This window comes from Nonomuraea fastidiosa, from assembly GCF_042751225.1.
In the GTDB taxonomy this organism is placed as follows: domain Bacteria; phylum Actinomycetota; class Actinomycetes; order Streptosporangiales; family Streptosporangiaceae; genus Nonomuraea; species Nonomuraea fastidiosa.
In genome coordinates this window covers 1809316-1823171 of sequence record NZ_CP170570.1, presented here as the reverse complement: position 1 = coordinate 1823171, position 13856 = coordinate 1809316, and the positions used below count along the sequence as shown (strand labels likewise).

Annotated in this window: 14 protein-coding genes; 7 read left to right on the top strand and 7 right to left on the bottom strand. The window is 71.8% G+C overall.

Annotated elements, in window-relative coordinates; all coding sequences use genetic code 11:
• The 5 genes from ACFMQL_RS08195 to ACFMQL_RS08175 all read left to right on the top strand — a co-directional run bounded on the left by ACFMQL_RS08195 (position 1) and on the right by ACFMQL_RS08175 (position 5553).
• A complete protein-coding gene (locus tag ACFMQL_RS08195; protein WP_364059473.1) occupies positions 1-942 on the top strand; it encodes an NAD-dependent epimerase/dehydratase family protein in 942 nt (313 codons plus the stop codon).
• Positions 943-1166: 224 nt separating this feature from the next.
• Positions 1167-2522: an HD-GYP domain-containing protein gene (locus ACFMQL_RS08190; RefSeq protein WP_364059470.1), complete on the top strand. Its 1356-nt coding sequence runs from the start codon at positions 1167-1169 to the stop codon at positions 2520-2522.
• A complete protein-coding gene (locus ACFMQL_RS08185; protein ID WP_364059467.1) occupies positions 2519-3811 on the top strand; it encodes an HD domain-containing phosphohydrolase in 1293 nt (430 codons plus the stop codon). The genes ACFMQL_RS08190 and ACFMQL_RS08185 overlap by 4 nt, the downstream gene beginning before the upstream one ends.
• 132 nt (positions 3812-3943) lie before the next feature.
• Positions 3944-5299, top strand: a complete 1356-nt coding sequence (locus tag ACFMQL_RS08180) for an acetyl/propionyl/methylcrotonyl-CoA carboxylase subunit alpha (RefSeq protein WP_378785112.1) — start codon at positions 3944-3946, stop codon at positions 5297-5299.
• 41 nt (positions 5300-5340) lie between these two features.
• The gene (locus ACFMQL_RS08175; RefSeq protein WP_364059461.1) at positions 5341-5553 is read left to right on the top strand and encodes a biotin/lipoyl-binding carrier protein; all 213 of its coding nucleotides are present in this window, start codon (positions 5341-5343) and stop codon (positions 5551-5553) included.
• Here ACFMQL_RS08175 and ACFMQL_RS08170 read toward each other — a convergent pair.
• Positions 5543-5926: a hotdog domain-containing protein gene (locus ACFMQL_RS08170; protein WP_364059458.1), complete on the bottom strand. Its 384-nt coding sequence runs from the start codon at positions 5924-5926 to the stop codon at positions 5543-5545. The two genes, ACFMQL_RS08175 and ACFMQL_RS08170, sit on opposite strands and share 11 nt — an antisense overlap.
• A 243-nt stretch (positions 5927-6169) precedes the next feature.
• Here ACFMQL_RS08170 and ACFMQL_RS08165 point away from each other — a divergent pair, with 243 nt between their 5' ends.
• Together ACFMQL_RS08165 and ACFMQL_RS08160 are read left to right on the top strand one after the other, a co-directional pair.
• Positions 6170-7261 (top strand): protein kinase, encoded by a 1092-nt coding sequence (locus ACFMQL_RS08165; protein WP_378785111.1) that lies wholly within the window; start codon positions 6170-6172, stop codon positions 7259-7261.
• Positions 7228-7833, top strand: coding sequence for a PASTA domain-containing protein (locus tag ACFMQL_RS08160; protein ID WP_378785110.1), 606 nt, complete (start codon positions 7228-7230; stop codon positions 7831-7833). Before ACFMQL_RS08165 ends, ACFMQL_RS08160 begins: the two co-directional genes overlap by 34 nt.
• Positions 7834-7837: 4 nt before the next feature.
• On the opposite strand, the gene ACFMQL_RS08155 is transcribed toward ACFMQL_RS08160, so the two are convergent.
• The 6 genes from ACFMQL_RS08155 to ACFMQL_RS08130 all read right to left on the bottom strand — a co-directional run bounded on the left by ACFMQL_RS08155 (position 7838) and on the right by ACFMQL_RS08130 (position 13776).
• Entirely contained in the window at positions 7838-9484 is a 1647-nt protein-coding gene (locus ACFMQL_RS08155) for an acetolactate synthase (RefSeq protein WP_364059452.1), read from the bottom strand.
• 83 nt (positions 9485-9567) lie between these two features.
• Positions 9568-10371 (bottom strand): DUF4097 family beta strand repeat-containing protein, encoded by an 804-nt coding sequence (locus ACFMQL_RS08150; protein ID WP_364059449.1) that lies wholly within the window; start codon positions 10369-10371, stop codon positions 9568-9570.
• Entirely contained in the window at positions 10368-11024 is a 657-nt protein-coding gene (locus ACFMQL_RS08145) for a response regulator transcription factor (RefSeq protein ID WP_364059446.1), read from the bottom strand. Before ACFMQL_RS08145 ends, ACFMQL_RS08150 begins: the two co-directional genes overlap by 4 nt.
• The gene (locus ACFMQL_RS08140; protein WP_364059443.1) at positions 11015-12175 is read right to left on the bottom strand and encodes a histidine kinase; all 1161 of its coding nucleotides are present in this window, start codon (positions 12173-12175) and stop codon (positions 11015-11017) included. Before ACFMQL_RS08140 ends, ACFMQL_RS08145 begins: the two co-directional genes overlap by 10 nt.
• 155 nt (positions 12176-12330) lie before the next feature.
• Positions 12331-12990 (bottom strand): ATP-dependent dethiobiotin synthetase BioD, encoded by a 660-nt coding sequence (gene bioD, locus ACFMQL_RS08135; RefSeq protein WP_378785107.1) that lies wholly within the window; start codon positions 12988-12990, stop codon positions 12331-12333.
• 66 nt (positions 12991-13056) lie between these two features.
• Positions 13057-13776: a GntR family transcriptional regulator gene (locus ACFMQL_RS08130; RefSeq protein ID WP_364059437.1), complete on the bottom strand. Its 720-nt coding sequence runs from the start codon at positions 13774-13776 to the stop codon at positions 13057-13059.
• Between the last annotated feature and the right edge of the window lie 80 nt (positions 13777-13856).

Sequence of the window (13856 nt, the reverse complement as noted above, 5' to 3'; positions counted from 1 at the left end):
ATGCGCGTGTTGGTCACCGGTGGTGCCGGGTTCATCGGATCGAATCTCGTCGATCGCCTGTTGGCCGACGGCCATGAAGTCGACGTCGTCGACGACCTGTCGTCCGGCAGTCGCGACAATCTCGCCGAGGCGGCCACCAGCGACCGCTTCCGGCTGCACGAGATGGACATCCGCGACCGCGCGCTCGTCGACCTGATGACCGAGCTGCAGCCGGAGGTGGTCTGCCACCTCGCGGCGCAGATCAGCGTGCGCAAGAGCGTGGCCGACCCGGCCTACGACGCCAGGCTCAACGTCGAGGGCACGGCCGCGGTGCTGGCCGCCGCCCACGAGGGCCGCACCCGCAAGGTGGTCTTCGCCTCGTCGGTCGCCGTCTACGGGCGGCCGGCCACGATCCCGGTGCCCGGTGACGCGGCCACCGACCCGCGCTCGCCGTACGCGGCGTCCAAGCTGAGCGGCGAGATCTACCTCGCCACGTTCAAGGCCCTGTACGGCCTCGAATACACCACGCTGGTGCTGTCCAACGTCTACGGCCCCCGCCAGGCACCCGACGGCGAGGCCGGCGTGGTCTCGATCTTCACCGACGCGCTGCTCAACGGCACGCCCACGGTCGTCTACGGCGACGGCAGCCAGACCCGCGACTACGTCTACGTCGACGACGTGGTCGACGGTTTCGTCCGCGCCTGCGGCCCCGAGGGCAACGGCCGCCGCTTCAACCTCGGCACCGGCATCCAGACCACCGACCGGCGCCTGCACAGCCTCATCGCCGACGCGGCCGGCGCGCAGGACAAGCCGGGCTTCGCGCCGCCGCGGCCGGGCGACCTGCCCGCGATGGCCGTCGACCCGGTGCCCGCCCACGAGGGCCTCGGCTGGCAGCCCCGCACCGACCTCGCGACCGGGCTGAAGAAGACGGTCGAATGGGCCGCCGCGCGTCGCGGCAAGTAGTGACTTGATTACGCTTTGCTTGCGATTTCCGACTCTCCCCTTGCGGCCACCCTGTCTTCTGTAGCGTGAGACCCACAAGTCGACGTGGAGGCATGTGGATGTCGAAGGTTACGGTCGCCCGGCTGCTCACCACCCTCGTGCTGATCGCTCCCGCGGTCGCGTTGATGTCCGGCGGCATCCTGCCTCCCGGAGTGACCTGGACCTGATGGCTATGGGGGGCCGCCATGCGTGATCTGCCGTGGCCCGCAAGGGTCTATCTGGTCGCCGTGATCGGAGCGGCGGCCGCTCTCATCGTCCGCGGCGTGATCGTCTCCGGCGCGCCCGTGGTCACCGAGGACCTGGACATTCTCCTGGTCCTCGCCCTGCTGTTCCTGGTGTGCGAGTCGATGCCGACGCTGCTCAACGTGGAGCAGACCGCGGTGTCCGTCAGCTTCTCCGCCTCGCTCGCGGCGGTGGTGCTGATCGGCCCCGAGGGCGCCGCGCTGGTCGGGCTGACCGCGATGGTCAGCGTCAGGCCCGGACTGCCGCTGGTCAAACGGCTGTTCAACGGCGCTCAATTCGCCATCTGCGGTTACACCGCCGGGCGGGTCTACGAGGCGTTGGACGGCCGGGTCGGCGTGCCCGACGTCAACGCGTTCGACGACCTCATCGGCCCGTACGCCGCGGCCACGGCCGTGTTCGTGCCGCTCAACATCGCGCTCACGCTCACCATGATCGGGCTGGCCACGCACGTGCGGGCCACCGAGATGCCGATGCGCGGCATGGCCCAGTTCCTGCTGTCGTATCTGGGCTACGGCACGTTCGGGCTGCTGGTGGCGGGGCTGTGGGCCACGGTGGCGTCGATCTCCGCGGTGCTGGTGCTGGTGCCGCTGTTCGTGGCGCGCTGGGCGTTCGGGCAGTATCACGCGCAGCAGCGCTCGTACGACGCGACGATCGCCGCGCTCTGTCAGGCCGTGGAGACGAAGGACTACTACACGCGCGGTCACTGCACGCGCGTCTCACACGCGTCGTCCATGATCGCGCAGGAGATCGGCATGGGCCCCCAGCGGGTGCGCGCCATCCGCTACGCGGGCATGCTGCACGACGTGGGCAAGCTCGGCGTGCCCACCAAGGTGCTGCAGAAGGAGGGGCCGCTGACGGAGGAGGAGTTCGCCGCGATCCAGCTTCACCCGATGCGCGGGCTGGAGATCGTGCGCGGCATCGGCTTCCTCGACGAGGCGTACGCCGGGATCATGCACCACCACGAGCGGCACGACGGCACCGGATACCCGATGGGGCTGGCGGGCGACGAGATCCCCGAGTTCGCCAAGGTCATCGCGGTGGCCGACGCGTTCGACTCGATGACGTCGGACCGTTCCTACCGGGGCGCGCGGCCGGTGCCGGTGGCCATCGACGAGCTGCGCAAGAGCGCGGGCACGCACTTCGACCCGGTCATGGTGGCGGCGTTCATCCGCGCGCTCGAACGCGAGCCGTGGCAGCCGCCGCGCCGTGTCGATCCGCCGCCGCCCGAGGTCGCCGAGACGCAGATCAAGGACCACGACGACCCGACGATGCCCATCCAGGTCGTGACCGGGCCATGATCACCACTGAGCGTGTGAGGAGACGGGACCGGTCGCTGCACACGGTCCTGCGCAGGCTCGACTCGGGGCAGCTGCTGCTCATCTGCGCGGCCGGGCTGGTGGCGCTGACCGGTGTGGCGTACACGGCGGCCGAGGGGCTCGACCGGCCGGAGATCGCGGTCGGGTTCGGCGCGCTGATCGCGGTCGGCGAGCTGGCCAGGCTGACCATGCCGGGCAACAGGGAGGTCGCGCCCATCGGGGCCGCCGCCGCGCTGGGCTACACGCTGCTGCTCGACCTCAGCCAGAACCCGCTGCGCCACTCGGCGTTGCAGGTCGTGGCGGTGATCGCGGTCGGCATGCTGGCGGGGGCGCTGCCGCACCTGGCGGTGGGCCGCCCGCCGCGCCTCGACGCGATGGCCAGGCGGCTGCTCACCGGCGCGCTGCTGGCCTTCGCCTTCCGCCCGCTGGCCGACCCCCTGTACGAGCTGACCACGCCGCCCACGAGCACCTGGTGGCCGGCGCTGGCGGTGATGGTGACGTTGATCACGATCACGCTGCTGGTGGACGTGCTGATCGCCGCGCTGCTGCGGGCCGAGCAGGTGCGCACCGCGTTCCGGGTGGCGGTGCGCGACGAGCTCAACATGGCGTTCCCGCTGGGGGCCGCCGTGGGGTCGTCGGGCGTGCTGCTGGCGCTGGCCACGCACAGCATGGACCTGGTGGCGCTGCTGGTGTTCGCCGCGCCGCTGCTGGTCACGCAGGTGGCCTTCCGCAAGTACGCCGGCATCCGCGCCACCTACCTGCAGACCGTGCGCGCCCTGTCGCGGGTCACCGAGGTCGGCGGCTACGTCGAGCCGGGGCACTCGCGCCGGGTCAGCCGCCTGGCCGTGGCCATCGGCAGGGAGCTGGGCATGGCCGAGCCCGAGCTGCTGGAGCTGGAGTACGCCGCGCTCATGCACGACATCGGCCAGCTCTCGCTGCGCGACCCCATCCCGGGCGGGGCGACCGTGCTGACAGAGCCCGACCAGGCGCGCCGCATCGCCGAGCTGGGCGCCGAGGTCATCAAGCAGACGGGCGTGCTCGACCGGGTGGCCGAGGTGGTGCGCAGGCAGTGCGACATGATCGCCGACGATCCGCCGCTGTCGAGCCGCATCATCAAGGTCGCCAACGCCTACGACGACCTGGTGGGGCCCTCGACCGACCGCGACAGGAGCGGGGCGGCGCTGGAGCGCATCCGGTTGTCGGCCGGCAGCGCGTACGATGCCCATGCGGTGGAGGCGCTGGCCCGCGTGATCGACCGCGGCCGGATCTGAGATCTACAGCCGGCCGCGCTCCGGAGGTGTTTCCAGCCGTTCACTTTTGTGGGTTTCCTACAGATCGTGCTCGCCGGATCGGTGGTTTAGGGGGAAAGGGGTCAAGGCAGTGGCGGTCGTAGGGTTGTCGGCGTGCTTACTGAGACGCTCGGACCCGTTCTGATCGCCAACCGAGGGGAGATCGCGCGGCGGATCATCCGCACGGTCAAGCGGATGGGCCTGCGAGCCATCGCGGTCCACTCCGAGGCCGACGCCGACCTGCCCTTCGTCCGCGAGGCCGACGAGGCCGTGCTGCTCGGACCGGCCAACCCGGCGCAGAGCTACCTCGACGTCGCCAAGGTGCTGCAGGCGGCGCGCGACACCGGCGCCAAGGCGATCCACCCCGGCTACGGCTTCCTCGCCGAGAACGCCGCGTTCGCCAGGGCCGTGATCGAGGCCGGGATGGTGTGGATCGGCCCGTCGCCCGAGGCCATCGACAAAATGGGCGACAAGATCAACGCTCGTAACCTCATGGAGGCCGCCGGCGTGCCGGTCGCGGCGGGCACCCGCGAGCCGGTGACGGACCTGTCGCAGGCGCTCAAGGCCGCCGAGTCCATCGGCTACCCGGTCATGGTCAAGACCGCGGGCGGCGGCGGTGGCATCGGCATGAGCGTCGCCCACGACGAGGAGGCGCTGGCCAAGGCGTACGAGCAGGCCGCCAGGGCGGCGGCGCGGTTCTCCGGCGACGCGCTCGACGGGCCCGCCGTGCTGCTCGAGCGCTACATCGAGCGGGCCCGCCACGTCGAGGTGCAGATCCTCGGCCTGCCCGGCGGCGAGGTCGTCGCGCTGGGCGAGCGCGACTGCTCGGTGCAGCGCCGCCACCAGAAGGTCGTCGAGGAGTCGCCGTCGCCCGGCATCAGCGCCGAGCTGCGCGAGCGCATGCTCAAGGCGGCGGTGCGGGCCGGCGAGGCGGTCGGCTACGTCGGCGCGGGCACGGTCGAGTGCCTGGTCGACGCCGACAAGCAGGACTTCGTGTTCCTGGAGATGAACACCAGGCTGCAGGTGGAGCACCCGGTCACCGAGCTGGTGACCGGCCTCGATCTGGTCGAGCTGCAGCTGCGGGTGGCGGCCGGCGAGCGCCCCGAGGTGCGGCCCGAGCCGCGCGGCCACGCCATCGAGTTCCGGGTGTACGCCGAGGACCCCAAGCGGTTCTTCCCCGGCCCCGGAAAGATCACGGCGTGGGAGGAGCCTGCGGGCGACGGCGTGCGCGTCGACTCGGGCTACGCGGAGGGCAACACCGTCACCCCGTTCTACGACCCGCTGATGGCCAAGCTGTGCGTCCACGGCTCCGACCGGGCGGAGGCGCTGGAGAAGGGCCGCAAGGCGATCGCGGAGTTCGTCGTCGAGGGCCCGAAGAACAACCTGCCGTTCTGCGCGGAGCTGCTGGAGAACGCGGAGTTCGCCGCCGGCGACTATGACACCGGCCTGGTCGCGCGGATGCGCGCGTAGGCCGCATGAGATTGTTGGATCAGTGAAAGAGGGAGGTCCCGGTGGCTGAGGTACGCGCTGAGATGGTGGCGAACGTGTGGAAGGTCCTCGTCAAGGAGGGCGACACCGTCTCCGACGGCGACACGCTCGTCATCCTCGAGTCCATGAAGATGGAGATCCCGGTGATCGCCGAGGACGACGGCGTGGTGGCGCAGCTCAAGGTGGCCGAGGGCGACGTGATCCAGGAAGGCGACCTGATCGCGGTCATCGAGTAGTGCGGGCGAGGAACCTGGCACGGTCGACCACGACGCGCTCGATCGTGCCCTTGCCGACCACGGCGCCGCGCTCGTCGTGGGCCTCGAACGCGAAGACCAGCCGCCGCCCGTCGACCTCGGTCAGCTCGACGCCGACCTGCACGCGCGCGCCGAGCGGGCTGGCGGCCAGGTGGTCGAGGGCGACCCGGGTGCCGACGGAGGTCTCGCCGGGCGCGAGATGCCGGCCGACGGCGCGTACGGTCGCGGCCTCGGCCAGGGCGAGCAGCCGGGGTGTGGCCAGCACGGGCACATCACCGCTGCCGATCTCCTTGGCGGTGTCGGCCATCTCGACGACGGTCGAAAGCTGGGCGCGCAGCCCTGGTGCGAGCGTCATGGGAATCAGCCTAAGGGCGGCGGAATGGGCCCGCTGACTTCCCGGAAACGCGGACAAGTGCTCCTACAAGGCCTCAGGATAGGCTTTGTACGGCTTGAGGCTTTTGAGTGGCATGTGAGACAGGTGAGTCGTACACTCTCTGAGTTCCGTGACCACTGTGTAACCTCACCGCGACAAAACTTCGCTTTGTTGGAGATCCGCGGGGTGGGAGAGGTACGGACGTAGGGGGGTAGCGGGGGAATCATGGTGGCCCAAGGGACGACGCTGGCGGGACGGTATCGCCTGGATACCCGCATCGGCGCCGGTGGCATGGGCGAGGTGTGGCGAGGCGAGGACACCGTGCTCGCCCGCACCGTCGCCGTCAAAGTGCTGCTCCCAGGCCGCATGCAGGACCCCGGCTTCGTCGCCCGCTTCCAGGGGGAGGCGCGGGCGATGGCCACGATCAACCACCCCGGGGTCGTGGACGTCTACGACTACGGCGTCAGCGGCGACACCGTCTACCTGGTGATGAAGTTCGTCGACGGCGAGCCGCTCGACCGGCTGCTCGCCCGGCTGGGCCGCATCCCGCCGCAGGCGGCCATGGAGCTGATCGCGCAGGCCGCCTCGGCCCTGCAGGCCGTCCACGACCAGGGCATCGTGCACCGTGACGTCAAGCCGGGCAACCTGCTCGTGCAGCGCGACGGCACGCTCGTGCTCACCGACTTCGGCATCGCGCGCTCCGACATCGCAAGCCGGCTCACCGACGCCGGCATGGTGCTCGGCACCGCCGCCTACTGCGCTCCCGAGCAGGCCGAAGGCGCCCCCGTGACGCCCGCCGTCGACATCTACGCGCTCGGCGTCGTCGCGTACGAGTGCCTGGTGGGCCAGCGGCCCTTCGACGGCGACAGCGCCGTCACGATCGCGCTCAAGCACATCCGCGAGGCTCCGCCGCCGCTGCCGGCCGACATCCCGCAGCCGGTGCGCCGGCTCGTGGACATCGCCCTGTCGAAGGACCCCGCCAGGCGCTACCCCAACGCGCGCGCGATGAGCGAGGCCGCCAGGGCGATCGCGAGCGGGCAGACCCCGGCCGCGCCCGAGGCGCTGTCCGGCGCGCTGTCCACCGCGCCGTCCACGGGGGCGACGATGGCGCCGCCGCCCGAGGCGTACCAGACCGGCTCCTACCAGCCGCGCGAGACCGACCCCTACCAGACCGGCGCCCGGCTGGCCCAGGAGGACACCAACGTCTCCGAGCGGCGCGGAGCCGGCGTGCCGCCAAGGCGCCGCGCAGGACCGGGCTGGTCGCCGGCATCGCGGCGGCCGTCGTGCTCGGCGCGGGCGCCGGTGCGGTCGCGCTGACAGGCATCACCGGCACGCCCGCGGAGCCGACCCAGACCACCTCCGCTGTGGCCAACCAGGGCGACGGTAAGGAGGGCAAGCCCAAGACGAGCAGGCCCCCCAAGACCAGGACGGCCGAGCCGCCCACCCGCGAGCCCGAGCCGACGCGAGCCGCCGAGCAGACGGTCAACCGCCCCTACAGCCCGAAGCCCTCGGTCACCCGGAGCACCCCCGTGGCGACCGAGGAGCCCGCCAAGACGCCCACCACCACGCCTTCCACCAGCCCGACGCCGTCGAAGTCGCCATCCGCGAGCCCGACGGTCAAGAAGGTGCTGGTGCCGAACGTGGTGGGCAGGCGTCTGCTCGAGGCCCAGGGCATGATCGAGGCGGCCGGCCTGCAGCCGGTGATCGAGGACCGCACGACCACCACCGACGGCCGGCGCTGCGGGCGGATCAAGCAGACCACGCCGGGGCCGGGCAAGGCGGTGGACAAGGGCACGGAGATCAAGATGGTGCTCATCGACAGCGTCTGCCCCGAGGACAGCCCGCCGGAGACGCCCACGCCGACCCCCACGCCCTCCAAGGCGCCCTGACGGGTCAGACGCCCGTCGTGTTGCGCGGGTAGGCGATCTGCGGGTCCGTCGCGATGTTCACCATGTACGGCACCCCCGAGTCGAACGCCCTGCGCAGCGCGGGACCGATCTCCGACGGCTTGGTCACCAGCTCGCCGCCGCCGCCGAGCGCGGTGACCACCTGGTCGTAGCGGCACTGCGGCTGCAGCTCGGCCGCCACGTCGTAGCCGTACAGCAGCTGCATGGGGTGCTTCTCCAGGCCCCAGATGCCGTTGTTGCCGCAGATCATGACGACCGGCAGCCTGTGCCGCACCAGCGTGTCGACGTCCATCAGCGAAAAGCCCGCCGCGCCGTCGCCGAGCAGCAGCACCACCTGTGAGGACGGCCTGGCCAGGCGGGCGGCGATGGAGTAGCCGAGCCCGGTGCCGAGACAGCCGTACGGGCCGGGGTCGAGCCAGTTGCCCGGCCGCTTCGGCTCGACGTACTTGCCCGCGTACGAGACGAAGTCGCCGCCGTCGCCGATCACCACGGCGTCGTCGTCGAGCACCTTGGCCAGCTCGCCGTAGATGCGCATCGGGTGGATCGGGTCGGCGTCGGAGGCCAGCAGCTCGGCGTCGCCGGCGATGGCGGCCTTGGCGGCGCCGGACAGCTTCTCCACCCACGGCGCGTACGCGTCGGGCTTCACCCCCGCCTCCGCGCAGGCCGTGCCGAGGCTCCAGAACACCACCGACAGGTCGCCCGCGGCCGACGCGGCCGGCTGCATGTGGGTGGTGAGCTGCGAGGGCGCGTCGGCGATGTGCACCACCCTGGCGAGCGGCGCGCCGTCCTTGCCGCCGAACCAGCCGTAGCCGAGCCGGAAGTCGAGCGGCGTGCCCACCACGATCACCAGGTCGGCCTGGCCGAAGGCCATGCCCCGCGCCCTGGTCACCAGCAGCTCGTGGCCCGATGGCAGGATGCCGCGGCCCTGCCCGTTGGGGATGACCGGCAGCCGCCACGTCTCGGCGAAGTCGCGGGCCGCCTCCTCCGCGCGGTCCATCCACACGTCGGAGCCGTACACCAGGACCGGGCGCTCGGCCTCGGCCAGCAGGCGCGCGATGCCCGCCAGGTCGTCGGGGTCGGGCTCCAGCGGGGACGGCGTCTGCGTGCGCACCTCGTGGACAGGGGAGGGCGAGAACAGGTGGTCCATGTAGAAGTCGAGGAAGACGGGGCCGCGATGCGGCGCCACCGCCGTACGGAAGGCCACCTCGACGTCCTGCCCGATCGAGTCGGCCCCGCTCGCCGTGAACGACAGCTTGGTGATCGGGTCGAGCAGCGGCGGATGGTCCATCTCCTGCAGCGCGCCGCTGCCCCAGCGCGACTGGGGCGCCCGGCCGCCGAGCACCACGACGGGCGAGCCGTTGAAGTGTGCCGTCGCCACGCCGCTCACCCCGTTGGTGACGCCCGGGCCCGCCGTCAGCACCGCCAGGCCGGGGCTCCTGGTCAGCCGTGCGGTCGCCTCGGCGGCGAAGACCGCGCTCTGCTCGTGGCGTACGTCGAGGATGCGCATGCCCTCGTGCACCGCGCCATCGTAGAGGGGGAAGACGTGGCCGCCCGAGAGGGTGAACATGGTCTCGACGCCATAGGCCTTGGACACGGCGACGGCGGCGTCACCGGCGTGCTTCGCAGACTCCATGCCCGGAACTTACCAACCAGTCACAGGAGTAAACAGACCTCGACCGGCGCGTTGACCGGCCTTTGGCGCGCGACGAACCAGGACTATTGGCAGCAGACCGTCACGATGCCGTCTTCGGTCGTCGCGACGATCGTGCGCTTGGCGTCCTCCCTCTGCGGGACGTCCACCGTGGTGTTGGTGCCGGAGACCGTGACGTTGTACGCGTGGGCGCCGTCCGTGCCCGCGCGCGCCTGCGGCGGCACGTTCACGGCGACGTTACCCGAGGTACGGACGACCGCCTTGACCTGCGACGGCGTCACCGCGAACATCAGCTCCACGTCGCCCGAGCCGACCTCCACGTCGGCCTTCTTGCCGGTGAGCCCGTCGGCGTCCACGCTTCCCGTGCCCGTACGCGCCCAGACGTCGCCCGAGACCTCTCTGACGTCGACGTCCCCCGACACCGACGTCAGGCGCACGTCGCCGAACAGCTCGTGCACCGTGATCCGACCGCCGCGGGTGCTCGCCTCAAGGTCCGTCTCCGGCGGCAAGAACAGCGTGTAGTCGGCCTGGCAGAGGGGGCCGTCGGGCTGGTCGGAGCCGGGGCAGACCGCGTCGAGCAGGAGCGTACCGGAGGCGGGGTTCCAGTCCTCCGTCACCTTCGGCCGGTCCCGGTCCCAGCGCAACGAGCGCTCCACGAGCAGCTCGCCCGCCTTGCCGGGCAGCACGGACAGGGCGACCTGCCCCTTGCCGGCCTTGACGCGGACGCTGTCGCCGTCGAACGGGATCGAGCGCAAGGTGACGTCCCTCGGCGTACGCGCCTGGGCGAACACCCGCCAGAGGGTCACCGTGGAGAGCGTCAGCGCGATGACCGTGGCCACCGCGCCCGCCACGAGCCACGCCGACCTCACGGCAGGCTCCTGATCTTGAGGAACTGCAGCACCGCGAGCACCCGCCGGTGGTCGCCCTCGTCCGGGGCCAGGCCGAGCTTGGCGAAGATGTTGCCGATGTGCTTGCCCACCGCGCCCTCGCTGAGCACCAGAGCCTGCGCGATGCCCGCGTTGGAGCGGCCCTCGGCCATCAGCTTCAGCACCTCGTGCTCGCGCGGCGTCAGCCGCTCCAGCGGGTCGCTGTTGCCGCGCAGCAGGAGCTGGGCGACCACCTCCGGGTCGAGCGCCGTGCCGCCCGCCGCCACCCTGCGCAGCGCGTCGATGAACTCCGCCACGTCCGCCACCCGGTCCTTCAGCAGGTAGCCGACACCGCCCGTCGCGGCCGACGCGAGCAGCTGAGCGGCGTAGCGCTCCTCGACGTACTGCGAGAGCACCAGCACCGCGAGCTTCGGCTGCTGGCGGCGCAGCACCAGCGCGGCGCGCAGGCCCTCGTCGGTGTGCGTGGGCGGCATGCGCACGTCGGTGATGACCAGATCGGGCCGGTGCTCCTCGGTCGCGCGCAGCAGGCCCTCGGCCTCGTCGACGGCCGCCACGACCTTCATGCCGGCCGCGTCCAGTAGCCTGATCAGCCCTTCGCGCAGCAGTACGGAATCCTCTGCGAGCACTACTCGCACGGCAGCTCCACCTCGATCGTCGTCGGTCCGCCCAGCGGGCTGGACAGTCGCAGCGTCCCGTCCACGGAGTCGACCCGCTGGGCCAGGCCGCGCAGCCCGGTGCCGCCGTCCATCCTGGCACCGCCGCAGCCGTCGTCCCAGACGAGCACGTGCAGGCGGTCGCGCTCACGCCGCACGCGCACCTCGGCCTTGGTGGCCGCCGCGTGCTTGGCGGTGTTCGTCAACGCCTCGGACACGACGAAGAAGGCCACCGCCTCGATGGTCGGAGTCGGCCGCCGCTCGATGTCGACGTGCAGTTTCACCGGGAAGGGCGCGCGGGCCGCCACACCCGACAGCGCCGCGTCGAGACCCTGGTCGTTCAGCACCGCGGGGTGCAGGCCGCGGACGAAGTCGCGCAGCTCTTTGAGCGCCTGCTTGGCCTCCTCGTGGGCCTGCGCGATCGCCTCGCGCGCGGGATCCGGCAGGTCCGTCAGCGTCGCCCTGGCCAGCCCCAGGTTCATGGCCAGCGACACCAGCCGCTGCTGCGCGCCGTCGTGCAGGTCGCGCTCGATCCTGCGGCGCTCGGCGTCGGCCGCGTCGATCACCCCGGCCCGGCTCTCGGTCAGCGTCTCGATCCGCTGGTCCAGCTCGCTGCGGCTCGGGCCGAGCAGCGTACGCGCCACCGCCAGGTCGAGCGCCGCCATGCCGCGCGCCAGCAGTGGCGCGAGCAGCGCCAGCGTCAGCCCCACGAGCATGTAGACGAGCACGACCCGGTTGTTGCGCAGGTCGAAGAGGAACTCAAGCGGCGGCTTCTGGAACTTCGCGGGCAGGAACGCCAGCAGCCCCACCACGGCACCGCCCCACGCCGTCGCGACCAGCCCTGCGGCGATCACGGTCACCCAGGGCGAGAGCAGGTGGTAGCCGATCTGCCGCCACGTCGCGGGCGTGCGCAGGTTCGCCGGAGAGCGTACGGGCGGGATGCGGGCGTCGAGGAACGCCTCGAACCGCGATCGCTGCACCCCCGTGAACCTCGGGACCACCCGCGCCAGCAGCGGCGGCACCACGGCCAGGGCCAGCGTGAGCATGCCGAGCAGCAAGGAGACGGGCACGCCGGCCATGACATGCGCCGTGTCCAGCCAGGCACGCGCCGACCAGGGACGGGGGACTTTCATGGCTCAACGGTATTGATCGGCGGCAGGGATTTGAAATGGGCCTGGTGTGCCGGTGGAAGGTAGGGAAAACCCCACCCTCGTGCCCGTCTCGCCGGCCCGGCTTCAGGTGGTCTGGCGGAAGACCGACGGGTCGAACGTGCCGCCCAGCATGGGGCTCAGCCCGCGCCGCGCGACGTCGAGGAACGCCTCAGGGCCCGCCAGGTCGCCGGCGCCGTCGGGGAGCACTCCCGCGAGGGGCCGCGCCGCCAGCATCTCCAGGTCGGCCACGGCGGCGCGCTCCGCCTTCCCCGGCTCGGCCGGCCAGCGCCCGATGACGACCCCCGCCAGGTCGAGCCCCCGGTGGGCCAGCGCCTCCAGGGTGAGCGCGGTCTGGTTGACCGTGCCGGCCCTGCGCCCACCACGACGAGCACCTGCGCGCGCAGCGTACGCGCGAGGTCGGCGATGGTGGCGCCGTCCTCGTCGTAGCGGTCGAGCAGCCCGCCTGTGCCCTCCACCAGCACCAGCCGGTTGCTCTCCGCCAGCTCGCGCGCCAGCGTGGCCGCCGAGGCCATCGACGCGGGCGGCATCTCGCAGGCGCGGGCCGCCGCCGCGGGCGGCAGCGCGTCGGGGAAGCGGCTCAGCTCGAACGTCGTCCGCACCCCGGACAGCCGCATCACGCGATCGACGTCGCCATCGTCAAGGGGGGCCGCCCCGGTCTGGGCGGGCTTCACCACGGCGACGTCGGCCCCGCGGTCCACCGCTAGCGCGGCCACCGCGGCCACCACCACGGTCTTCCCCACACCGGTCCCGGTGCCTGCGACGACGAGAACGCTCATGCGCCCAAGCGTAGAAGATCGGCGTCAGGGGAGAGGATCCGGTCAAGGGCCGTCGTGCCGGGAGGGTCAGGGGCGGCGCAGGCGGGTGACGAACTTGTACCGGTCGCCGCGGTAGAGCGACTGCGCCCACTCCACGGGGTTGCCGTCGGCGTCGAAGGCGTGGCGGGTGAGCAGCAGCATGGGCAGGCCCACGTCCACGCCGAGCGCCTTGGCGTCGTACGGGGTGGCGAGGACGGTCTCGATGATCTCCTCGGCGTCCGTCAGGCGCACGTTGTAGGCGTTGTGCAGGGTCTCGTACAGCGAGGAGTGCACCTCGAGCTCGCGGCGCAGGCGGGGGAAGCGGCGCGCGGACAGGTGGGTGGTGTCGATGGAGACGGGCTCGCCGTTGGCCAGGCGCAGGCGGTGGATGCGCAGCACGCGGCCGCCTGGCTTGATGGCGAGCCGGCGGGCGAGCGTCTCGTCGGCGGTGATGTAGCCCATCTCGAGGATCTTGGTGTCGGGCTCGAGACCGGCGGTGCGCAGGTCGCCGATGTACGAGGTGAGCTGGAGCACCTGGGCGACCTTGGGCTGTGCGACGAACGTGCCCTTGCCCTGGATGCGCAGCAGCCGCCCCTCGACGACCAGCTCGGTGAGCGCCTGCCTGACGGTGGTGCGCGAGGTCTCGAACCGGACGGCGAGCGTACGCTCAGGGGGCAGCGCGGTGCCCGGGGGAAGGGTCTTGGTGAGTTCGAGCAGGGCCCGTTTCACGTCGTAGTACTTCGGTACGCGGGGGCTGTCGTCGCTCACGCTCTCACCTTCACTTCTGCCACGGCGGTGAGGGCGTGTCTGGTCACCGCGAGATCATCGGAACTCACTTCGGCCCGAGT

What these genes read in the sequence shown, in the direction of transcription:
- ACFMQL_RS08195 (WP_364059473.1), top strand. Translation starts at nt 1, where the DNA reads ATGCGCGTGTTGGTCACCGGTGGTGCCGGGTTCATCGGATCGAATCTC.
- ACFMQL_RS08190 (WP_364059470.1), top strand. Translation starts at nt 1,167, where the DNA reads ATGCGTGATCTGCCGTGGCCCGCAAGGGTCTATCTGGTCGCCGTGATC.
- ACFMQL_RS08185 (WP_364059467.1), top strand. Translation starts at nt 2,519, where the DNA reads ATGATCACCACTGAGCGTGTGAGGAGACGGGACCGGTCGCTGCACACG.
- ACFMQL_RS08170 (WP_364059458.1), bottom strand. Translation starts at nt 5,926, where the DNA reads ATGACGCTCGCACCAGGGCTGCGCGCCCAGCTTTCGACCGTCGTCGAG.
- ACFMQL_RS08165 (WP_378785111.1), top strand. Translation starts at nt 6,170, where the DNA reads ATGGTGGCCCAAGGGACGACGCTGGCGGGACGGTATCGCCTGGATACC.
- ACFMQL_RS08155 (WP_364059452.1), bottom strand. Translation starts at nt 9,484, where the DNA reads ATGGAGTCTGCGAAGCACGCCGGTGACGCCGCCGTCGCCGTGTCCAAG.
- ACFMQL_RS08140 (WP_364059443.1), bottom strand. Translation starts at nt 12,175, where the DNA reads ATGAAAGTCCCCCGTCCCTGGTCGGCGCGTGCCTGGCTGGACACGGCG.
- bioD (WP_378785107.1), bottom strand. Translation starts at nt 12,990, where the DNA reads ATGAGCGTTCTCGTCGTCGCAGGCACCGGGACCGGTGTGGGGAAGACC.